At 68.0% G+C, this 21885-nt stretch carries 20 protein-coding genes; 15 read left to right on the top strand and 5 right to left on the bottom strand.

Going from position 1 to position 21885, the window contains the following annotated elements:
* Window positions 1–124: 124 nt before the first annotated feature.
* Together M3G03_RS01085 and M3G03_RS01080 are read left to right on the top strand one after the other, a co-directional pair.
* Complete coding sequence (locus M3G03_RS01085) at window positions 125–784, top strand: response regulator transcription factor (RefSeq protein ID WP_259807449.1); 660 nt, start codon at window positions 125–127, stop codon at window positions 782–784.
* Window positions 785–923: 139 nt separating this feature from the next.
* Window positions 924–2963: a bifunctional UDP-sugar hydrolase/5'-nucleotidase gene (locus M3G03_RS01080; RefSeq protein ID WP_259807448.1), complete on the top strand. Its 2040-nt coding sequence runs from the start codon at window positions 924–926 to the stop codon at window positions 2961–2963.
* An 84-nt stretch (window positions 2964–3047) separates the two neighbouring features.
* Here M3G03_RS01080 and argF read toward each other — a convergent pair whose 3' ends face one another.
* Window positions 3048–4046, bottom strand: a complete 999-nt coding sequence (gene argF / locus M3G03_RS01075) for an ornithine carbamoyltransferase (RefSeq protein WP_259807447.1) — start codon at window positions 4044–4046, stop codon at window positions 3048–3050.
* A gap of 32 nt (window positions 4047–4078) precedes the next feature.
* On the opposite strand from argF, the gene M3G03_RS01070 reads away from it, so the two are divergent.
* Together M3G03_RS01070 and M3G03_RS01065 are read left to right on the top strand one after the other, a co-directional pair.
* On the top strand, window positions 4079–4549 hold the full coding sequence (locus M3G03_RS01070) for a low molecular weight protein-tyrosine-phosphatase (RefSeq protein ID WP_259807446.1): 471 nt from the start codon (window positions 4079–4081) through the stop codon (window positions 4547–4549).
* A gap of 33 nt (window positions 4550–4582) precedes the next feature.
* Window positions 4583–5323, top strand: coding sequence for a Type 1 glutamine amidotransferase-like domain-containing protein (locus tag M3G03_RS01065; RefSeq protein WP_259807445.1), 741 nt, complete (start codon window positions 4583–4585; stop codon window positions 5321–5323).
* A 32-nt stretch (window positions 5324–5355) separates the two neighbouring features.
* On the opposite strand, the gene M3G03_RS01060 is transcribed toward M3G03_RS01065, so the two are convergent.
* The gene (locus tag M3G03_RS01060) at window positions 5356–6567 is read right to left on the bottom strand and encodes an HNH endonuclease signature motif containing protein (protein ID WP_259807444.1); all 1212 of its coding nucleotides are present in this window, start codon (window positions 6565–6567) and stop codon (window positions 5356–5358) included.
* Between the two features lie 101 nt (window positions 6568–6668).
* Between M3G03_RS01060 and M3G03_RS01055 the strand changes: the two genes are divergently transcribed.
* Both M3G03_RS01055 and M3G03_RS01050 read left to right on the top strand, forming a co-directional pair.
* Window positions 6669–7355 (top strand): response regulator transcription factor, encoded by a 687-nt coding sequence (locus tag M3G03_RS01055; RefSeq protein ID WP_259807443.1) that lies wholly within the window; start codon window positions 6669–6671, stop codon window positions 7353–7355.
* 55 nt (window positions 7356–7410) lie between these two features.
* On the top strand, window positions 7411–8778 hold the full coding sequence (locus M3G03_RS01050) for a cell wall metabolism sensor histidine kinase WalK (protein WP_259807904.1): 1368 nt from the start codon (window positions 7411–7413) through the stop codon (window positions 8776–8778).
* 12 nt (window positions 8779–8790) lie between these two features.
* On the opposite strand, the gene M3G03_RS01045 is transcribed toward M3G03_RS01050, so the two are convergent.
* Genes M3G03_RS01045 through M3G03_RS01035 form a run of 3 tightly spaced genes read right to left on the bottom strand, consistent with a single transcriptional unit; the run spans window position 8791 to window position 10965 of the window.
* Entirely contained in the window at window positions 8791–9591 is an 801-nt protein-coding gene (locus M3G03_RS01045) for a DUF2786 domain-containing protein (RefSeq protein ID WP_259807442.1), read from the bottom strand.
* Window positions 9588–10055 carry a hypothetical protein gene (locus M3G03_RS01040; protein WP_259807441.1) on the bottom strand — a complete coding sequence of 156 codons (468 nt, stop codon included), beginning with the start codon at window positions 10053–10055 and terminating at the stop codon, window positions 9588–9590. The genes M3G03_RS01045 and M3G03_RS01040 overlap by 4 nt, the downstream gene beginning before the upstream one ends.
* Entirely contained in the window at window positions 10048–10965 is a 918-nt protein-coding gene (locus tag M3G03_RS01035; protein WP_259807440.1) for a DNA-3-methyladenine glycosylase, read from the bottom strand. Before M3G03_RS01035 ends, M3G03_RS01040 begins: the two co-directional genes overlap by 8 nt.
* A gap of 121 nt (window positions 10966–11086) precedes the next feature.
* Between M3G03_RS01035 and M3G03_RS01030 the strand changes: the two genes are divergently transcribed.
* From M3G03_RS01030 to M3G03_RS00995, 9 genes are all read left to right on the top strand, one after another.
* Complete coding sequence (locus M3G03_RS01030; protein ID WP_259807439.1) at window positions 11087–12538, top strand: YibE/F family protein; 1452 nt, start codon at window positions 11087–11089, stop codon at window positions 12536–12538.
* A gap of 527 nt (window positions 12539–13065) precedes the next feature.
* Window positions 13066–13149, top strand: coding sequence for a K(+)-transporting ATPase subunit F (gene kdpF / locus M3G03_RS12885; protein WP_396121858.1), 84 nt, complete (start codon window positions 13066–13068; stop codon window positions 13147–13149).
* Window positions 13150–13159: 10 nt separating this feature from the next.
* A complete protein-coding gene (gene kdpA, locus M3G03_RS01025) occupies window positions 13160–14821 on the top strand; it encodes a potassium-transporting ATPase subunit KdpA (RefSeq protein ID WP_259807438.1) in 1662 nt (553 codons plus the stop codon).
* 128 nt (window positions 14822–14949) lie between these two features.
* Window positions 14950–16950 carry a potassium-transporting ATPase subunit KdpB gene (gene kdpB / locus M3G03_RS01020; protein WP_259807902.1) on the top strand — a complete coding sequence of 667 codons (2001 nt, stop codon included), beginning with the start codon at window positions 14950–14952 and terminating at the stop codon, window positions 16948–16950.
* A gap of 2 nt (window positions 16951–16952) precedes the next feature.
* A complete protein-coding gene (gene kdpC, locus M3G03_RS01015) occupies window positions 16953–17507 on the top strand; it encodes a K(+)-transporting ATPase subunit C (RefSeq protein ID WP_259807437.1) in 555 nt (184 codons plus the stop codon).
* A 19-nt stretch (window positions 17508–17526) separates the two neighbouring features.
* On the top strand, window positions 17527–20061 hold the full coding sequence (locus M3G03_RS01010) for a DUF4118 domain-containing protein (RefSeq protein ID WP_259807435.1): 2535 nt from the start codon (window positions 17527–17529) through the stop codon (window positions 20059–20061).
* A complete protein-coding gene (locus tag M3G03_RS01005; protein WP_259807433.1) occupies window positions 20058–20750 on the top strand; it encodes a response regulator in 693 nt (230 codons plus the stop codon). The genes M3G03_RS01010 and M3G03_RS01005 overlap by 4 nt, the downstream gene beginning before the upstream one ends.
* Window positions 20751–20907: 157 nt before the next feature.
* On the top strand, window positions 20908–21120 hold the full coding sequence (locus tag M3G03_RS01000; RefSeq protein ID WP_259807431.1) for a hypothetical protein: 213 nt from the start codon (window positions 20908–20910) through the stop codon (window positions 21118–21120).
* 9 nt (window positions 21121–21129) lie between these two features.
* The gene (locus M3G03_RS00995; protein WP_259807430.1) at window positions 21130–21870 is read left to right on the top strand and encodes a HEAT repeat domain-containing protein; all 741 of its coding nucleotides are present in this window, start codon (window positions 21130–21132) and stop codon (window positions 21868–21870) included.
* The last annotated feature ends 15 nt before the right edge of the window (window positions 21871–21885 follow it).

Genomic DNA, 21885 nt, shown 5'->3' with positions numbered 1-21885 from the left:
CAATGGTAGATAACATCGTTGGCGTGCGTGCCCCGGTGGGCGTTCTACACCCCCAAGGGTGAGGCGTCTCGCGGCGGGGCCCCCGAAATGCCTAGTCGTACAGGCGCTGTGCCATAGTGGCGGAGTGCCTGCGCCCATCACCATCGCGATCCTCAATGACTATGAGCTCGTGGTCAACGGATTGCGCCGCATGCTGCTCCCGTTCAGCGATCGTGTCCGCGTAGTGGAGATGTCGGTACGCCGACCGGTGTCCTCGCCGGTGGACATCGCGCTGTTCGACAGCTTCGGACGCGATCAGGAGATGCTCAGCTCGATCAAGGCCCTGCTGGCGGATCACAGCGTCGGACGCGTGGCGCTCTACACCTGGACCTTCGAGCCCGAGTTCCTGTCCCGAGCCCTCCAGGCAGGCGCTTCGGGAGTCCTGTCGAAGACGCTGAGCGCAGGCGCCCTGGTGGCCGCGCTGGAACAGATCCACAGTGGTCAGCGCGTGATCAGCCCCCGCCCGGCGGCCACGCGTGATACCTCACCCGACACGTCCAGCGACGGCGAGTGGCCGGGGCGGGCGGCTGGCCTGACCCAGCGCGAGGCCGAGATGGTTGCGATGATCACCCGTGGCCACACCAATGCGGAAATTGCCACCACCACCTACCTCAGCCCCAACTCGGTGAAGTCCTATATCCGTTCTGCGTACCGCAAGATGGGCGTCGAACGACGAGCACAGGCAGTCGCGTGGGGCATCGAGCACGGCATGGGTGCGTCCCAGAAGGACGCCAACCAGCGCTGATCGAGCTGACGTCCAAGTGAACAGCCCGTGAAATCAGGGCCTGGGGCATTGCCATAACTGCTTCCAGGGTGTGGGGTGTGCCTTGGAGAACCTTCAGGCGTCGGCCTGAACCGCATCACAGCCCTTCCTGAGGAGAATCATGGCTTCCATCACGGCACGCGCTGCCCTGGCCCTCGGCGTGAGCACCGCTCTGCTCGCCGGTGGCCTGAGCACCGCTTCGGCCACCACGACCCGGGCGCTGTCCATGGTCGAGTGCACCACCGGCTCCTTCGAGCTCGAGGTGTTCAGCTTCAACGACTTCCACGGACGCATCCTGGAGGCCGGCAAGCTGTTCACTCCTGTCGAGCAGGCTCGCGCTGCTGGCAAGAACGTCCTGTTGCTGTCCAATGGGGACAACATCGGCGGATCGACCTTCGAGTCGGCCTCCCAGGACGACAACCCCACCCTGAAGATCCTCAACGCCGCCAAGGTGGACGCCTCCGCGACCGGCAACCACGAGTACGACAAGGGTTGGAGCGACCTCTCCGGTCGCGTCGCGAAGACCTCGGACTTCCCCTACCTCGCTGCGAACGTGACCGGTACCGACGGCACGGTCCCCGCGCCGCTGAAGCCCTACACCATCAAGACCGTCAACGGCGTCCGCGTTGCCGTGATCGGCGCCGTGACCGGAGACCTGCCTTCGCTGGTCTCCCCCGCAGGCATCCAGGGCCTGAAGATCGGCGACCCGGTCCAGGCCGTGAACACCTACGCCAAGGCACTGAGCGACGGTGACGAGGCCAATGGCGAGGCTGAGGTCGTCATCGCCGAGATCCACGAAGGTGCCGCCAACGGCAAGGACTCCGCCGCCGCGAACGCTGCCTCCAGCGCAGCCTTCGCCTCGATCCACAGCAACGTCGATCCCTCAGTGGACGTCGTCTTCAATGGCCACACCCACCAGACCTACACCTGGACCACCTCCAACACTGGTGTCCCTCTGCTCCAGGCCAGCTCCTATGGCGAGAAGCTCGCCCAGGTCACCCTGTCCGTGAACTCCAAGGGCGGTGCCTGCGGCACCCCGCAGGCCCAGATGCTCGACATCAAGGAGGGCAAGGCCGACACCTCGCTGCCCGCGATCGCCGAGATCGACCGCATCGCCCTGGCCGCCAAGGAGCAGGCCGACGTCGTCGGCGCCGAGGTCGTCGCCTCGGCCACTGCTCCGATCAGCCTGGCCGGTGGCCTGATGAAGCCTGACCAGCGCGACCTCGAGTCCCCGATGAACAACCTGGTGGCGCAGTTCTTCCACGAGGCCGTCGGCGCCGGCGACAAGGACGTGATCGGCCTGCAGAACCCCGGCGGCACCCGCGCCGGCTTCGACAAGGGCGACATCACCCTCAAGGAGGCCGCCCTGGCCCTGCCCTTCGCGAACACCATCATGACCACGCAGGTCACCGGTGAGCAGTTCAAGAAGGTGCTCGAGCAGCAGTGGCAGCGTGACGCCGAGGGCGCCGTCCCCTCTCGCGCCTTCCTGCGCCTGGGTGTCTCGCAGAACGTGACCTACACCTACGACGAGACCCGTGCCGAGGGTGATCGCATCACCTCGATCACCATCAACGGGGCCCCGATGGACATGGCCAAGCTCTACACCGTGGCCTCCGGTTCGTTCCTGATCGCCGGTGGCGACAACTTCCACGAGTTCGGCAAGGGCACCAACACCAGGGACACCGGCCTGGTCGACCTCACCGCCTTCGTGGACTGGGTCAAGGCCAAGAAGACCATCTCCCCCTCCTACGCCCACCAGGGCGTCTCGGTGAAGTCCTTCCCCACCACCCTGGAGGAGGGTGTGACCGCCCAGGTGACCGGCATCGGCGTCCCCAAGACTGACGGCGTCGCCAAGGACACCCTCGACTCCACCGGTCTCGAGGCCGTGAAGAACACCACCGCCAAGGCCTACGTCGTCCAGGGTGACAAGAACGTTCTGGTCGGCACCGCTGCGGTCGTCGACGGCAGCATCGCCACCCTGGACGTCACGCTCGCCAAGAAGTCGGGCCTGACCAACGGCGCTGCCATCCTGCGCATCGAGACCGAGGCCGGCAAGACCATCATCCAGCTGCCGACCACCGTCAAGGTGGCCGCCGGCAACAAGCCGGGGCAGGGAAACAACGGCAAGCCGGGCAAGCTGCCCAGCACCGGCCAGCGTTGATCCCGTGAACTGATCCCAGCCTGAACGAAGGGCCCCTCGGCGAGATGCCGACGGGCCCTTCACTCTTTCCTGCGATCAGCGAGCTCAGTCGCGTCCGAGGGTGGCGACCATGACCGCCTTGATCGTGTGCATCCGATTCTCGGCCTGGTCGAAGATGACGTCGCGCTGGGTCTGGAAGACCTCATCAGTGATCTCGAGGGCGTCCATGCCGGTCATCTGGAAGACCTGCTCACCGACCGTGGTGTCGCGGTCGTGGTAGGCCGGGAGGCAGTGCATCGCAATGGCGTCCGGGTTGCCGGTGGCCCGCATCAGTTCGGTATTGACCTGGTAGCCCTTGAGCAGGTCGATGCGTTCGGCCCAGACCTCCTTGGGTTCGCCCATCGACACCCACACGTCGGTGTACACCACATCTGCATCCCGGACGCCCTCAGCCACGTCGTCGGTCAGCGTGATGCGGGCACCGGTCCGTGCGGCGACTTCCCGGGCCTGGGCGACGACCTCGTCGGTGTTCTGCAAGTCCTTCGGCGCGACCATGCGCACGTCCATGCCCATGAGCGCACCGCCAGCGAGAACTGAGTTGCCGACGTTGTTGCGGGCGTCCCCCAGGTAGGCGATGGTGACCTCGTTGAGCGGCTTGGTGACGCGCTCGCGGATGGTGAGCTGGTCGGCAAGTGTCTGGGTCGGGTGCCATTCGTCGGTCAGTCCGTTCCAGACCGGGACGCCGGAGTATTCGGCGAGCGCCTCGACCGTGTCCTGGCCGTAGCCGCGGTATTCGATGGCGTCGAACATGCGACCGAACAGCAGCGCGGTGTCGACGATGGACTCCTTGCCGCGGATGTGGGAGGCGCTGGGGTCGAAGTAGGTGGTGTGTGCCCCTTGGTGGAAGGCGGCGACCTCGAAGGAGGAGCGGGTGCGCGAACTGGGCTTCTCGAAGATGAGGGCAATGGTGCGGCCGGACAGACTCTGGCGCTCGGTCCCCTCGCGGCGTTCGCGCTTCAGGTCGGCGGCGAGGTCGAGCAAAGAGGTCCATTCCTCGGGGGTGAAGTCGAATTCCTTGAGGAAGCTGCGTCCGGAGAGGTTCATGGCGTCACGTTAGCGGCTGGCAGGATGGGGTCATGACTCGTCCGCATGTGATGTTCCTCTGCTGGGGCAATATCTGCCGCAGCCCGATGGCCGAGGTCGTGGCCCGTGCCGCCGCAGACCGGGAGGGTGTTGACGCCGAGTTCAGCAGCACCGGGGTCAGCGCTGAGGAGTCGGGCAATCCGATCGACTCCCGCGCAGCAAAGGTGCTGGGCGCCCACGGATACGACGTCCATGACCACCATGCCCGCCAGTTGACAGCGACGTTGCTCGAGGATGTCGACCTCATCGTGGCCGCGGAGCAGTACCACCTTGATCGCCTCGCCGCTCTGGGTGTCGACGTGCCCAGGACCGCGCTGATGACGGACTTCGATCCGGAGTCGGTACCCGGCTCACCCCTGCCCGACCCCTGGTACGGCGACATGACCGACTTCGAGGACACCCTGGCGGTACTGGAGAGAGCGATGCCCGCTCTTCTGAACGACCTGGCCGAGTCCTCGGCCTGAGCGTTCCCCCCAGCGCACCGATACGCTGGGCCCATGACGCTCTTCCTGGTCGGCGGTGGCCCTTCCGAGAACCTGTCCGATGTGCACGACGTGTTCGCGGCCAGCGTGGGAGCGCGTGCGCGTGGGCGCTCTGCAAGGGTCGCCTATATCTCGGCAGGACGCCCGGAGGAGGTCGCCTCCTTCGCTCCCGACTACACCCAACCCCTGCTGGATCGGCTGCCCCACTGCGAGGTCAGCGAGATCTACCTGTTGCCCGTCGGTGAGGATGGCGCGGATGAGACCGAGTGGCCTGAGGGCCTGGCGGACGTCGATGGGGTCATCGTGGCCGGCGGCCACACGCCCAGCTACCTGCGCGGCCTGCAGCCGAAGCGCGCAGAACTTGCGCGGCTGGTGCGCGAGGACGTGCCCTGGCTCGGGTTCTCTGCCGGAGCCCACGTGACCTCGCGCCATTGCTGGGTCGGCGGCTGGCGTTCGGGTGGCCATCAGGTTGCCAACCAGCTGGCCTCCGAGGGCTTGGAGGAGGTCGAGGTCGTCGACGGGCTGGCCCTGATCACCCCCACGCTGGTTGCGCACAATGACACCTGGCAGACCGAGTCGGTGGCGATCACCGCGCTCGAGCAGCACTGGTCGGGGACCGCTGTCGCGATCGACGAGGACACCTGCCTGGTCGTGGACCCGATCACCGGCCGCACCGCCCACTACGGACGCGGACGCATCCGCTGGTTCAACCGTGAGGCCTCGGGCGTCATGGTGCGGACCCAGTACCCGGACTGACCAGTACCCGGACGGACCAGTGCCCCGCCCGGTCAGGGGTCGTCACCGGGGTCACGGAAGTAGACCGCGCCCAAGTCCAGTCTCTCCCCGCGGAGGGCACCACCGACCCCTCGGTGACGGCGATCAGGCGGCGGCCTGTCAGGCGCCTCGATCGGATGCTGGGGCAGGTACTTCCCGATTCGGAAGCCCCATCGGTCGAGGAAGACCAGGCCATCTGGAGTGTTCGGGTTGCCCGTGATCGAGTAGTCACCCCGATGATGTGAGTTGTGGTGGTGGCTGCACAGCGACACCAGCTGGTCGAGATCAGTGGACCCGCCCTGGTTCCAGTGCACGAGGTGGTGGTTGTCCAGGTGGCCGGTGGCGTGGCAGCCGGGGTAGCGGCAGCCGGAATCGCGATCCTCGACGAGGCGACGATTGCGCAGGGGAACGATGCGCTGCGAACGGCCCACGTTGACCGGATGTCCGTCGGTCTCCCAGATCGGCGTCACGGCGCCGTCACAGGTGATCGCATCGGCCAGTGAGCTGGGGATGGCGCCCTTGCGTCCGATCCAGGTACGGGTGTCGGTGTCCAGGTGGAGGACGATCTTGTAGTGCTCGCGACGGTTCGGGGACTCGGTCGCCGCCAGCGAACGGGAGCAGGCCTCGACCAGGCCATCCGCCAGGGTGGCCCGTTCATCACCCGCGGTGAAGAGCGCGTCCTTGGCTTCACGGATGGCCTGCTCGACCAGGGCCCCGTCGAGTTCATTGGTCTCGAAACGGAGCCGGAACCTGCCATTGGTCGTCGACATGGTCAGGAACGACTCACGTTCGGCGGGCGGGCGCCTGGGATGCTCCCACCGCTGCACTGGACGCTCATAGGGGTACTTGGCCGCCACCCGGGACAGCTGGGTCACCGACAGGGTCTCGCCCAGCTCGGCGACCTGCTGTTCGTAGTCGGCGGGGACGTGGTCGGCGATGACCGCGGCCTGGTCCAGCGACAACCGCCCTGCCGCCAGCATGCCGGTCGTGGTGGGCAGTTCCTCAACCCGTTCAGCCACCCGCACCAGGTGGCGTGCCTGCGCCAGCGAGAGCCCGGTGTACACCTGCAACCAGTGCTCGGGTGAGCGCACTCCCACACCGGCCCACGACCCGTCCGTCAGCAGCTCGGTGGCCAGCCCGACGAGATCGGAGTGGACCTGGGCGAGTTGGGCAGCGAGCACGCCGGCACGCTCCACCCGCTGCGTCCACGTCTCTGAGTCGACCATGCATCAATAGTACGCCTGTTCTACTCCCACACAAGGGCTCGATTCGGCTGGCAGCGAAACCGTCCAGCAGCTCTTGTCGGGGCGCAGGGTAGGCTGGCTGCATGCAGATCTTGGTGGTGGATGACGACCAGGCCGTGCGTGACTCACTGGCGCGAACCCTGCGCTACAACGGCTATGAGGTGACCACCGCCTCCGACGGTCTTGAGGCCCTCGCCCAGCTGTCCGCCATCCGCCCCGATGCCGTGGTGATGGACGTGATGATGCCCCGCCTCGACGGCCTCGAGGCCACCCGCATGCTGCGCCAGAACGGCAACGACGTCCCGATCCTGATCCTCACCGCCAAGGACGCCGTCAACGACCGTGTCGACGGTCTCGACGCGGGCGCCGACGACTACATGGTCAAGCCCTTCGCTGCCGACGAGCTCCAGGCCCGGTTGCGCGCGCTCACGCGACGCTCCCGCAATGAGCCGGAGCACAACCCCGAGATCAAGGTCTTCGAGGACCTCCGTCTCGACCCGCAAACCCGCGAGGTGACCCGCGGCGGGCGCCGAATCAGCCTCACCCGCACAGAGTTCGCCCTGCTCAACGTCTTCATGGACCAGCCGCGCAAGGTCCTCGACCGGGGCTGGCTGCTGAACGAGGTGTGGGGCTTCGATTTCCCGACCACCGCAAACTCCCTCGAGGTCTACATCGGCTACCTGCGCCGCAAGACCGAGGGTGAGGGCGAACCCCGTCTGATCCACACCGTCCGCGGCATCGGCTACGTGCTGCGCGAGACGCCTCCGTAAACCGCTGATGCGCATCCCTCACTGGAGACGCTGGATCCCTCGCCGCGAGTCCGCAATTCCCCTGGGTCGACGTCTGACCGCCCTGACGGTCCTGAGTCTGTCGTTGGTGGTGCTCGCTGTGGGCACCACCGCCTATGTCACGACCCGATGGTCGCTGTACCGCCAACTGGACAACGAACTGCTCAGCGTGGCCCAGTCCATGCAGTCCTCGGTGCAGAAGGACCCGCAGTCCCTGGGCGGCCTGAGCGCCGAGACGGCAGCGATCGCCGGCGTCAGCCTGCTCGTTGTGCGAGCAGATGGGACCATCTCGGCAATTCCGGGAGCGGCGACCTCACTGTCCCCGGGGCCCACCGAACTGGCGGCAGCCAGCACCCAGCTGGTCTCCGAACCGCACACGGTCACCTCGGCGACCGGGCAACAGTTCCGCGTGGTTGCCCAGCCTTTCACCCGCGACGACCAGAGCTATGCGCTGGTCGTGGCCCGTCCCCTCACCGGCACTGAGGAAACCCTTCGCCAGCTCTGGCTGGTCCTGCTGGCCGTGGGCATCGTCGGGGTCGCCGGCGTCGCGATCGGTGGGTGGGTGGTCGGCAACCAGGCCCTCTCCCCCATTCGTCAGCTCTCCCGTGCGGTGGCCCGGATCACCGAGACCGACGAGCTGCAGCCGATCCCGACCTCGGCAACCGACGATCTGGGCAACCTCACCGATTCGTTCAACACGATGGTGAACTCGCTGGCCTCCTCACGCGAGCGCCAGAAGCGACTGATCGCGGACGCCGGCCATGAGCTGCGCACGCCGTTGACCTCCATGCGCACCAACGTGGAACTGTTGGTCGCCGACGAGTCACGCCACATGCTGCCAGAGGGGGCACGCCACGAGATTCTCCAGGACGTGGCGGCACAGCTCGGCGAGTTCACCTCCCTGGTGGGCGACCTCGTCCAACTCTCGCGGGAGGACAAGGTCACCCCTGCCCCCGAGGCGCTCGACTTCGCCGAGGTGGTCCGAGCCGCCGTCACCCGCGCTCGTCGGCGTGGCCAGGGGCTGCGCTTCGACGTCGAGCTCGACCCACTGTTCATCATGGGCGAATCCGACACCCTGGAACGCGCGGTCACCAATCTGCTCGACAACGCCGTGAAGTTCTCGCCCCCCGGCGGAACGGTCCGAGTCCACCTCGAGGGCGACATCCTGCGCATCTCCGACGAGGGTCCGGGCATCGCGGACGAGGACCTGCCCCACGTTTTCGACCGGTTCTATCGCTCCGACCGGGCGCGCAACACCCCCGGCACCGGTCTGGGCCTGTCGATCGTGGCACATACCGTGCAGTCCCATGGTGGCTGGGTGAAAGCCGGCCACGCCGCCGAGGGCGGGGCGGAGTTCACCATGATGCTGCCCGGAACCGCCGTGCCCCCAGAAGACATCGTCTAGCCGAGGACATCCCTAGCGACCCACGCTCTGTTGCCCTCGCAGATGGGCCCGATCAGCGGCGGCGCGGCCCGCCGCCCCGGCCCGACGAGCCCCCTCGCCGGTCCGGCGCCGCAGTCGCGTGGTGCGGCTGCCCAGCCTGGGGTAGGACGCCGAGAGGAACTCGCTCACCTCCCGCTTCTTCGCCCGCAGCGCGAGCGCGGTCGAGGACAGCTCGGAGCCCCCGGGCGATGGACCGACAGTGCCGACGCCGTGGAGGCCCGCCTCACTCAAGGCGTCCTCGACGACCTCAGCATGGACGGCCTCCAGCCGCTTCACGATCCGCTCCACGAAACCGGTGAAAAAGACGCCCCGTGCGGTCACCTTGTGCATCTGCGCGCGCCGATACTCCCCGGTCGCCAGCCAGTCCTCGGATTCACGGATCATCTGGGCAACCAGCGATCGGTAGAGCGCTTCCACCGTGTCGAGGTCGGAGCTGAAACCGACCGGGTAGACCACCGATTCCGTGCCCCGCAGCAACACCGAGCAGTCATTGAGCCGCGCGATGTTGGTGAACAGCAGGTTGTACAGGCTCAGGTGCTTCTGGCCCGGTGTGCCCAGCTGGACCTGGCGCTCCTCCACCAGCTCGCGGCGTTCTGCCTCAGCCGTCGCGTACCGGGCCACCGCCAGGTCGATGGAGTAGCGGGTTGCCAGCTCCTGGGCCTTGGCCAGCAACGCCTCCGCCTCCTCGGCCGAGTCGGTCGTCTCCGCCTTGCGCAGGAGCTTCCCCACCACGAGCAAGCCCTTGCCCGCCCGAGAATCCACACCGTTCGTCATGCCAGCCTCAATCCCGCCTCAGTGAACATTCGCTCCAACTCCTGCGCCTGCCGCGCCAGCCCCACATGAACCAGCAGGTCCAGGTGTGCCCGTCTGAACTCCGAGCCGTGAGCCTCCACCTCGGAGTCGCCCCGGGACGCCAGCACGTGGTGCGCCAGTTCGTGCAGCACCACCGAGCGCCACGCCCCCCAACTCGCCAGCGCAATCTCTGCCGTTCCACCACCATGTCCAGGCGAGTAGTGCGACGTGGATTCCCCACGCCGCAGCCGTACGTCCACCGGCGGGAGCCCGAGCTCCAGGCAGGTCAGCGTGCAGAACAGGCCAGCCTCGGACAGGGCGGTGAACTTCACGTCCGGCTCCACCGACACCAGCCGTCCACCCACCACCATGGGCGCACCATTCCTCGCCACCCGGGCCATCCTGTCCTCAGCCAGGTAGGTCGCCTCACGCTCGCGGTCAGCCACGCCAGCCACCCCGCACCGGCAGGTGGGTGGGCAATGTGCGTCGCGCACCGTGCCGCTCGGGCATCCCCAGCCGCAGCAGCACCAACTCCACCCGGTAGCGATGCGGCCTGAACTCCTCCAGGACCACTGAGGCGTTCTCGCCCCCCAGATGGTGGACGACCAGGCCGGGCACGTGGTAGTCGTCGATCGACCAGGCATCCGCGTCCCCCAGCACCTGTTGACGCACCTTGGCCGCGGTCCACGGCCCAATGCCCGGCACGCTCCGCACCAGGCGCTCCAGCTTCTCCCCATCCCGGTCAGCGCCGAGGGCTCGCTCGATGCTGGGAACCTTCATCATCACCCGGTGCACCGTGCTCGCCCGACGCTCCTCCACTCCGGCCTGCAGGAACTCCCAGATCGGGATCCGTGCCCAGCCCGCCGCGTCGGGGGGACAGGCCATGCGGTGGGCCGGGTGGTCGACGGATTCGGCGCCCGGCGGCCGCGTCCCGAAGCGACGCACGAGGCGTCGGAAGCTGGTGAAGGCCTCGGCACCGGTCACCTTCTGCTCGATCACATTGGGCGCCAGCGCCTCCGCGAGCATCCCGGTGGCCGACAACCGCACCTCTCCGCGCCGCAACCCCGGCCACAGCACGGGATGGTCAGTCACGAAGTCCCCGGGATGATCCCGGGCCCCGACCAGACCGTCCACCTGCTCCAATGCCCACCGCGCACCGTCCCCGACCCCGGTGGCCCGCACCGCGTCCCCCTCGGTGACCAGAGAGACCAGTGCAGGCCCCTCAGGAGTGGTCGAGGTACGCCACCAGCGCCCGGACAGGCGTCGGAGCGTCGGGTCACCGTACCCGCGCTGCAAACGCCCCATCAGGGCATCCAGGGACCCGGCCATACCCGGGATGAGGCGTGTTCTCTCCATCGCCGACCACACTAGGCACCACCCCTGACAGAACCCAGCCGAGCAGCAAACCTGTGGACAACTCACCCGTGTGTCGACAGTTGTTCACAGGTAGGGTCGGACCCGTCTGAGAGGAGCCGCCATGGGGCATGGTCATTCGCACGACGCCGACGAGGTCGCGCTGACACCGGAGCAGAAGCTGCACCAGCGCTCGGCCATGCGCATCCTCATCGCGGCGCTCATCCCACTCGCTGTCGCCACCTTCGCCGCCCTGGTCTGGATGTGGCCCAAGAGCTCGGAGACCCACATCCGCACCGACACCGGTACGGTGCAGGTCCCCGGGACGACCATCCAGAGGGGCACCATCACGCAGGTCACTCCCCTCACCTGCGAGAACCAGGCCGGCAGCTTCCCGGGCGACACCTCCGTCTGCGCCACACTGACGGTGACCATCGACGATGGCCCTGACAAGGGGCAGAGCACGAAGTTCGACATCTCCTCCCCGGTCTACGAATCCGGTGCGAAACCCGGCCAGCAGGTGCGGATGTATCGGGTGCCCGTCGAGGGCGCCACCATCTACTCCTTCATCGACTTCGAGCGCAGCACCCCGCTGCTGTTCTTCGTCATTCTCTTCGCGGTGGCGATCGTGGCGGTGGCCAGGGTGCGCGGTGTGCTCTCCCTGCTCGGCCTGGGCTTCGCCTTCTGGATGTTGACCCAGTTCATGATGCCGAACCTGCTGCAGGGCAAGGACCCGCTGCTCGTCGGCGTCGTCGGCAGCGCGGCGATCATGTTCGTGGTGCTCTACACCTCCCACGGGTTCACGGTGCGCACCACGACTGCGTTGGTGGGGACGCTGTTCGGCCTGCTCGTGGCGGCCATCCTGGGTGTCATCGGGACGCGCTGGGCCCACCTCACCGGCGTCGTGCACGAGGACGACTTCATGCTCGCCGCCTCTGCCCCGGACCTGAAACTGACATCGATCGTGGTCTGCTCGATCATCGTCGGTGCGATGGGGGCGCTCAACGACGTGACCATTACCCAGGCCTCCGCCGTCTGGGAGCTCTCCCGCTCGGAAAAGCGTCCCTGGGAGCTCTACCGCTCAGCCATGCGCATTGGACGCGACCACATCGCCTCAACCGTGTACACCATCGCCTTCGCCTCCGCGGGTGCGGCTCTCTCGGTGCTGCTCCTGATCGAGGTCTACCACCAGCCCATCCGCCAGATGCTGGTCCAGGAGATGTTCGCCGGCGAGATCTTGCGCACCGTGATCGGCTCGATCGGGTTGGTCCTGGCAGTACCGCTGACGACCGCCGTGGGAGTCATCTCGGTCACCGCCGGCCGCGCCGTGGCCGACTCCACCCCCGCCTCCGAGCCCACGGAGGACAGGGCGGACAGGGGGCGCTACGAACACCCCCACGAGAAGGACGAGGAACCCGTCCGGGAACCCGCCCACGACCCAGCGCTCGGGCTCGCTCCGGCTGCCTCACGGAGGAGCGCCAGCCCCGCACCCGAGGATGACGAACCCAAGGACGCCCCGGTGCGTCCGCGACGAGGAGCACCGAGGGACGACTCAATCTTCAAGCGGCCGGAGTAGGCAGGTCACCATACGAACGGAGTTCTGTCAGCAAGGCTTCCCTCTGGTCTGAAGGCGTAGCCACCAACTTGGATGCAGTCGATGATGGCCGCTCTGCTGAGCGCCAACTTGGCCACGACTACAGGACCACCATTCACCGGAAGCGAGGCTGCTGCTCTCTCCGGGTCATCCCCCACGTCGACTACTTCCTGCCCAATGGGGCCGAACTTTTGGGGGCGCGCACGGAGTCCGTGCTTCCTCTCGTGAAGTGCAGTAAATCGCACGCGCCACTTGATCCTGCGACAGCAGGAGGGCCCACGAGACATCCAACGCGCCGGACCTTCCAAGGTCCGGCGCGTTGTGTGCTGCAGCGGCTGCAGCCAAGGCTTCGCCAAGACCGCTCCGCCCGGCATCAAGAAGGCATCAAGATTGGCTGACCACCCCCTCGTGCGGGCATTCGATGGACCCATGTCCGATCTCGCACTCATCGCCGTGATGGTGGTCTTCTTCGCCGCCCTGCACGCGCTGACCAGCGTCCGGGAGCAGTGATGGAGAACATCATCGCCGCCGTCCTGGGCTTCGCCCTGCTGGTCTACCTGTTCGTCACCCTCCTGCGTCCCGAGAAGTTCTGAGGGGGCAGCCATGACGACCACCACTGCCGGGCTCCTCCAGCTCGCCTTCTACATCTGCCTCATCGCGGCTGCCCACGTCCCGCTCGGTGCCTACATGGCCCGCATCGCCCAGGGCGAGAAGCACACCCGCGTCGAACGCCTGCTCTACCGCTTCACCGGTGTGGACGCCGGCACCGAACAGAACTGGCGGCACTATGCCCGCTCCGTGCTGGGATTCAGCCTCGCGGGCCTGCTGCTGCTCTACCTGCTGCTGCGCATCCAGCGCTGGCTCCCCCTCACCTTCGGACGGGAGAACTTCCCCGCCGACGGAGCCTTCAACACCGCCGTCTCCTTCGTCACCAACACGAACTGGCAGTGGTATTCCGGCGAGGCCGCCATCGGCCACCTGCCGCAGATGCTCGGACTGACCGTGCAGAACTTCGTCTCCGGCGCGGTCGGCATCAGCGTCGCCTTCGCCCTGGTCCGCGGGTTCGCCCGGATGGGCACCGACAAGCTGGGCAACTTCTGGGTTGACGTCACCCGCGTCAGCCTGCGCCTGCTGCTGCCCCTGGCCATCGTGGTCGCCACCATCTTCGTATGCGAGGGCGTGATCCAGAGCTTTGCCGCCGGCCACCAGGTCACCACCCTGACGGGTGCCCAGCAGGACATTCCGCTCGGCCCCATCGCCAGCCAGGAGGCCATCAAGCAGCTCGGCACCAATGGCGGCGGCTTCTTCAACGCCAATGGCGCCCACCCCTTCGAGAACGCCACGGCCCTGACCAACATCCTCGCCATCTGGGCGATGACCGTCATCCCCTTCTCGCTGCCGTTCACCTTCGGACGCATGGTGCGTGACCGTCGCCAGGGCTTCGCGATCCTGGCCGTCATGGCCACTCTGCAGCTGGCCTCCTTCGGTCTCGCGGTCGCCGCCGAACTCGCCCACAAGGGCACCGCGCTGATGGCAGCCGGTGGCTCCATGGAGGGCAAGGAGCAGCGCTTCGGCATCTGGGGCACAGTGCTCTACGGCACCACCGGCACCGGCACCTCGACCGGTGCGGTGAACTCCATGCACGACTCCTGGACTGCGGCTGGTGGCGGCATCCTGATGCTGAACATGCTGCTCGGTGAGGTCTCCCCCGGGGGTGTCGGCACCGGGCTCTACGGCCTGCTCGTCATCGCCCTGCTGACCGTCTTCATCAGCGGGCTGATGGTCGGGCGCACCCCCGAGTACCTGGGCAAGCGCCTGGGCAGGGCCGAGATGACCTCGGTCGCGCTCTACATCCTAGTGATGCCGATGGCGATGCTCTTCGGCGCTGCGATCACCCTGATGCTGCCCGGCGGCCAGGCAACCCTGCAGGACGCCGGCCCGCACGGCCTCAGCGAGATCCTCTACGCCTACACCTCGGGCGCCAACAACAACGGCTCCGCCTTCGCCGGCTTCAATGCCGCCTCACCCCTGCACACCGTGGGCATCGGCCTGGCGATGCTGTTCGGACGCTTCCTGCCGATCGTCTTCGCGCTGAAGCTCGCCGGCAGCCTCGCCCAGCAGCAGCGCGTCCCCGCCACAGCGGGCACCCTGCCTACCCACGGACCCCTGTTCATCACGCTCTGCCTGGGCATCGTGCTCATCGTGGCAGCGCTCACCTTCTTCCCCGCCCTCGCGCTGGGACCGATTGCGGAGGCACTCCTGTGACCGCCACCCTCACCCCCCACAACCAGCCGAAGAGCCCTTCGGAGCAGGACTCGTCCGAGCGCACGCTGGTCGCGTCCACCCACGGACACCACAAGCCGACCGCGAACAGGGCGCCGCTGCCGACCCTCATGCTGAAGGCCCTCCCGGACGCCATCAAGCGCCTCGATCCGAGGATCATGGTGCGCAACCCGGTCATGTTCGTGGTCCAGGTCGGATCGGTCTTCAGCACTGTGCTGGCGATCCTGCACCCCTCGCTGTTCAGCATCTCGATCGTCATCTGGCTGTGGCTGACCGTCATCTTCGCCAACCTGGCCGATGCTGTCGCCGAGGGTCGTGGCAAGGCCCAGGCGGCCCACCTGCGGGCCGCCAAGCAGACCACCACCGCCCGCCTGCTCGTCAATGGCATCGAGAACGAGGTGCCCAGCTCCGAGCTGCGCCGCGGTGACGTGGTGGTCGTCGAGGCCGGGCAGGTCATCCCGGGTGATGGTGACGTCATCGAGGGTGTGGCCAGCGTCGACGAGTCCGCCATCACCGGCGAGTCGGCGCCCGTGATCCGCGAGTCCGGCGGCGACCGGTCCGCGGTCACCGGTGGTACCCGCGTCCTGTCCGACCGCATCGTCGTGCGGATCAGCCAGGAACCGGGCCAGTCCTTCCTGGACCGGATGATCGCCCTCGTGGAGGGCGCCGAGCGGCAGAAGACCCCCAACGAGGTCGCCCTCGGCATCCTGCTGTCCAGCCTGACGATCATCTTCCTGCTCGCCGTGATGACCCTGCAGCCCTTCGCCATCCACGCCGGCGCCGGGGTTCCCGTGGTGATCCTGGTGGCCCTGTTGGTCTGCCTGATCCCCACCACGATCGGCGCCCTCCTGTCCGCCATCGGAATCGCCGGCATGGACCGCCTGGTCCAGCGCAATGTGCTGGCCATGTCCGGACGCGCCGTCGAGGCCGCTGGTGACTGCACCACCCTGCTGCTCGACAAGACCGGAACCATCACCCACGGCAACCGACGGGCGTCCGAGCTGCTGCGCAACCACGGTGTCTCGGACGCCAGCCTGGCCGAGGCGGCCCTGCTGTCCTCCCTGGCCGATGAGACTCCCGAGGGTCGCTCGGTGATCGACTTCGTCGGCGAACGCCACCCCGACACCGCCGACCACGCGATCCAGAGGGCCCGCGAAGCCACCCACATCCCGTTCTCGGCCGAGACCCGCATGTCCGGCGTCGACCTGGCCGATGGCACCAGCATCCGCAAGGGTGCACCCTCAGCCTGCATCGCCTGGGCCCGCGAGCACGGTGCCAGCGTCGACACCCAGGTCGATGAGCTGGTCCAGCAGGTGTCCTCCACCGGCGGCACCCCGCTGGTGGTGGCCAGCCGTGATCCGAATGGTCGTGCCCGCGTGCTCGGCGTCATCCACCTGAAGGACATCGTCAAGGACGGCATGAAGGAGCGCTTCGAGGCGCTCCGTGCCATGGGCATTCGCACTGTCATGATCACCGGCGACAACCCGGTGACCGCCGCGGCCATCGCCAAGGAGGCCGGTGTCGACGACTTCCTGGCCGAGGCGCGTCCCTCGGACAAGGTGGCCCTCATCAAGCAGGAGCAGTCCGGCGGTGCCATGGTCGCGATGACCGGTGACGGCACCAATGACGCCCCCGCGCTGGCCCAGGCCGATGTCGGTGTCGCCATGAACACGGGCACCTCGGCCGCCAAGGAGGCCGGCAACATGGTCGACCTCGACTCCGACCCCACCAAGCTGATCGAGATCGTGCAGATCGGCAAGCAGCTGCTGATGACCCGCGGAGCCCTGACCACCTTCTCCATCGCCAATGACGTGGCCAAGTACTTCGCCATCATCCCGGCGCTGTTCGTGGCCCTGCACCCCCAGCTCGGGGCGCTGAACATCATGCGACTGCACTCCCCGGAGTCGGCGATCCTCTCGGCGGTCATCTTCAACGCCCTGATCATCATCGCCCTGGTCCCGCTGGCCCTCAAGGGCGTCACCCAGCGGGCCAGCTCGGCCAGCGCCCTGCTGCGCCGCAACCTGCTGGTCTACGGCCTGGGCGGCCTGGTCGCCCCGTTCATCGGCATCAAACTCATCGACATGCTGCTCACCCTCCTCGGAATTGGATGATCATGAAGTCCTACCTGCACCACCTGCTCGCGGGCCTGCGCATCATGGCCCTGCTCACCGTGATCCTGGGCGCCCTCTACCCGCTGGCCATCTGGGGCATCGGCCACGTCCTGGCCCCGGGCAAGGCCGAGGGGTCAATCGTCACCGCGAATGGACGCGAGGTCGGTTCGCGCCTGATCGGCCAGCAGTTCACCGGCAAGGAATGGCTGTGGGGACGTCCCTCCGCCGCTGACTACGACGGGCGCGCCTCCGGCAGCTCGAACCTGGGGCCGAACTCTCCCGAGCTGCTCAAGACCGTCACCGGCCTGAAGGAGATCCGGGGGGCCAAGGCGCCGGCCGATGCCCTCACCACCTCCGGCTCCGGGCTCGACCCACACATCTCGACCACCTGGGCCCAGCAGCAGGTTGAGCGCATCGCGAAGGCCCGCGGCGTGGAGACCGGCCGCGTCCAGCAGTGCATCGACGAGGCCACCCGCGGACGCCGTCTCGGGTTCCTCGGCGAACGCACTGTGAATGTGCTCGAGGCCAACATGTGCCTGCACGCCCTGGGCAAGTAGCACTGGAAGGATGGACCCCATGAGTACTGAGGGTGAGCCCCGAACTGGACGCCGCGGCACCCTGCGCGTCCTGCTCGGGGCCGCCCCCGGCGTCGGCAAGACCTACGCGATGCTGTGCGAGGGACGCCGGCGCCGGGACCGTGGCACCGACGTCGTCGTCGCCCTGGTCGAAACCCACGGACGCGTCAACACCGCCGCCCAGCTCGAGGGGCTGGAGCTGGTCCCCCGACGCACCATCGACTACCGCGGCACCCAGTTCACCGAGATGGACATCGATGCCGTCCTGGCCCGACGCCCCGAGCTGGCGCTGGTCGACGAACTGGCCCATACCAATGTCCCGGGGTCACGCAATGCCCGCCGCGCCGAGGACGTCGACGAACTCCTCGCCGCTGGCATCGACGTGATCACCACCGTCAACATCCAGCACCTGGAATCCCTGAACGACGTGGTGACCCAGATCACCGGCATCACCCAGCGCGAAACCGTCCCGGATGCGATCGTGCGGGCCGCTGACCAGATCGAACTGGTCGACATGGATCCCGAGGCGATCCGGCGCCGGATGGCCCATGGCAACATCTACTCCGGGGAGAAGATCGACGCCGCCCTGCGCAACTACTTCCGCCACGGCAACCTGGCCGCCCTGCGCGAACTGGCCCTGCTCTGGGTCGCGGACCGGGTCGATGAGGGGTTGACACGCTACCGGGAGGACCAGTCCATCCGTCGCACCTGGCAGACCCGCGACCGCGTCGTGGTCGCACTGTCCGGCGGACCCGAAGGAGCTGCCCTGCTGCGCCGCGGCGCACGGGTTGCCCACAAGGGTGCCGGTGGTGACCTGATTGCGGTCTACGTCGCCCGCCAAGACGGCCTCGTCCATACCGACCGCCGCGAACTGGTCGACCAGCGCCGCCTCGTGGAGGACCTCCAGGGCACCTTCATCACCCTCACCGGCGACGACCCCGCCCAGGTGCTGCTCGAGTACGCCCAGAAGGTGAATGCCACCTCGGTCGTGGTCGGCAACACCCGATCCTCACGCTGGCAACGCCTGTTCCGCACCCCGGTCGACCGCCAGGTGATCGCCGGGGCGGGCGACATCGATGTGCACGTGGTCAGCCACGACTGGTCCTCGACTGGCGCGCACCGGCGGCGTCCCCAGTTGTCGCTGCGTCGTCGCCTGACCGCCTTCGGCGTCGCCGCGATGGGCCCGGCAGCGCTCACCTGGGGCCTGTGGCACTGGAAGGACCACAACGAGTCCTTCGCGATGATGGCCTTCCTGGCCCTCACCGTCGCGGTCGCGCTGCTGGGTGGCCTCTGGCCCGCGGTGCTGAGCGCGGTTCTCGGTTTCCTGCTGGTCAACTGGTGGTTCACCCCGCCGCTGCACACCTTCACCATCTCCGACCCGAAATCGGTGGCCGCCCTCGTCATCTCCCTGCTGGTCGCCATCGCCGTGGCCGGATTGGTGGACGCCTCCGTCTCCCGGGCCCGTCAGGCCATTCGTGCCCGCTCGGAGTCCGACACCCTCTTCCTGCTCACCGAGCAGACCCTGGCTGCCAACCTCACCACCGAATCTGCGCTCGGGCTCGTCCGCGACACCTTCCGCCAACGTCTGGTGCAGCTGCGGGCACGTGACTCGGTCACCTCCCCCTGGCGCACCCTGGCCGAGGTTGGCCATGCCGACGAGGAGGACCAGCACGTCTCCCATGTCGCCATCAGCGACCACCTGCAGATCAGCTGCCACGGCCCCGCCCTCACCCCCTCCGACGAACGCGTCCTGACCGCCTTCGGGCATCAGTTCCAGGCCCGCCGGGAGCGCGACGAGCTGCGCGAACAGGCTCGTCAGGTGGGAGAACTGGCCGCCCGCGACAGCCTGCAGACCGCCCTGCTGGCGGCCATCTCCCATGACCTGAGGACGCCGCTGGCGGCGATCAAGGCCAGCTCCTCCTCGCTGCTCTCGACCGAAGTGGACTGGCCCGAGGCCGATCGCCGCGAACTGCTCGGCATGGTGGATGAGAACGCCGACCGACTCGAGCGGCTGATCGAGAACCTGCTGGACATGACCCGCCTGCGCACCGGCCACCTCAGCCTCGTCGAGGATGCGGTCAGCCCCGAGGAGTTGCTGCTCGCGGTGGCCCGGGACCACGACCCGCAGCGTCTGAAGCTCACGGTGGAACCCGGGGCTCCCGTGGTGCACACCGACGCGGGACTGGTGGAGCGCATCCTGGCGAACCTTGTCGACAACGCCCTGCGGCACCAGCCCGAGGGCGTCCTGGTGGAATTGCGGGCCGACCGCGAGGAGGACCAGCTGGTGCTCTCCGTGGTCGACCGCGGCCCGGGCGTCCCGGCCTCGCGGCGCGAGCAGATCTTCCAGCCCTTCCAGCAACTGGGCGATGGCGGACGCACCGGAGGGGGCGTCGGCCTCGGCCTGGCCGTCGCCGCCGGGTTCGCGGAGGCGCTCGGCGCCAGCGTGGCTGCCCGCGACACCCCCGGCGGAGGTCTCACCATGGAGATTCGGATTCCCCTCAAGGCGTCCGAATGGAGCGGGGAGGTGCAGGAGTGAGCGAGGGCACCGTGCTGGTGGTTGATGACGAGCCTGCCCTGGCGAAGGCCCTGGAGATCAACCTGCGGGCCCGCGGCTACCTGCCGCTGACCGCCAACTCAGGCCGGGCCGCCCTGCAGGCAGTCGCCGACCACCACGTGGACGCCATCATCCTCGACCTGGGCCTGCCAGACATGGATGGCACCGAGGTGCTGGCGGGGCTGCGCGGCTGGAACGAGGTGCCCATCATCGTCCTGTCGGCCCGGCACACCTCCGATGACAAGGTGGAAGCCCTGGACGCCGGCGCTGACGACTACGTCACCAAGCCCTTCGGGATGGCGGAGCTGATGGCCCGGCTCCGCGCCGCCCTCCGTCGCGTCCCCACCCCGGACGTACCCGCCCTGACCGTCGGCAATGTCATCATCGACCTGGCCCGCCACGAGGTGTCCCGCGCCGGGGAGGCAGTGCACCTCACCCCCACCGAATGGCGCTTTCTGGAGGTGCTGGCCCGGCGTCCGGGAACCCTGGTCACCCAGCAGGCCATCCTCACCGAGGTGTGGGGGCCGCAGTACGCCACCGAGAGCCAGTACCTGCGCGTCTACGCGGCCACGATGCGCCGCAAGCTCGAGGACGACCCGAGCCACCCGCAGGTCGTCATCACCGAACCCGGGATGGGCTACCGGCTGGGCGCCTCGGTCCTCGACGGCTGAGGCCCAGCGCCCGCACCCCGAACGGGGGTGGCCGCGAGCATAGGCAATCGCCGTGCCCGCCACGGCAAGCCACAGGTAGGCCAGAATCGCGGCTCGATCCTGCTGCGGCGGGGCCCCTTCGACCAGCAGGGAGACGGGGACCAGCACCAGTCCGCCGATGGTCAGCTGCCAGGCGGTCAGCGTCCACAATCCCACCGGCGCGGCCGGACGCAACCTAGTCGATGAATGCGTCGAGGTGCACCTGCGCCATGAGCAGCCCCTGCTCACCGGCCTCTCGGACGCCGACCGCAAGCAGCTGGCCGGCCTGCTGCGGCGGTGGCTCATTGCGCTGGAAGCGGATGCCTCTCCTCCGGGGGCAAGCTCGACCTAGTCTGGGGGCATGAGCACCCCTGACCTTGATGTCCTGATGGCTGGCGCCCGCTCCGACAACGCGCTCGACCGCCAGACCGCCGCCCTCGCCCTGGGCGCCCGTGACACCAGCAGTGTCATCGACGAGCTGGTCGACCTCATGGTCCACGAACGCGAGGACTTCGTCCGCGAGAGCCTGATCTGGGCCATCACCGCCCAGGGCAAGGCCGCCGTCCCGCGCCTGGTCGCGATGCTGTACGAGCCCGACACCGATCGCGAGCACGTCCTTCACACCCTGTCCAAGATCGGTGACCCGAGCACCGTCGCCGCCATCATTCCGGACGCCGACAACCCCGACCGCGTGGTGGCCGCCAAGGCCTGGTGGGCGCTGGGACGCATCGGCACCCCGGAGGCGCTGCCCCCGCTGCTGGCCCACCTGGGCGAGGGGGACGCCGAGCGTCGACTCGGGCTCACCCTGGCGCTGCTGCAGTACGGCCCGCCCGGAATCCCCGCGCTGGTCGAGCACCTGCACACCGGCTCCCAAGCAGCCCGTGAGCATGCCGCCGACATCCTGGTCCGGCTGGCAGACCCCGACCAGTACCCGCTGCTGCAGCGCCGCGAGGGCGAGCAGGAGGCTGCTGCGGAGGCTGTTCGGCACGCCCCGGCCGAGCCGATGGACGCCGTCCTCGAGGCTCTGGCCGCTGATCAGGAGAGTCCCCGGCTGGCTGCGGTCGCCCAGAAGCTCCGTGAGGACCGGGGCCGTTTGGCCTGATCCCCGCGCGACTCG

The organism is Aestuariimicrobium sp. p3-SID1156 (genome assembly GCF_025144225.1).
In the GTDB taxonomy this organism is placed as follows: Bacteria; Actinomycetota; Actinomycetes; order Propionibacteriales; family Propionibacteriaceae; genus Aestuariimicrobium.
The sequence above is the reverse complement of the archived record's forward strand: the minus strand, read 5'-3'. Positions and strand labels throughout refer to the sequence as shown.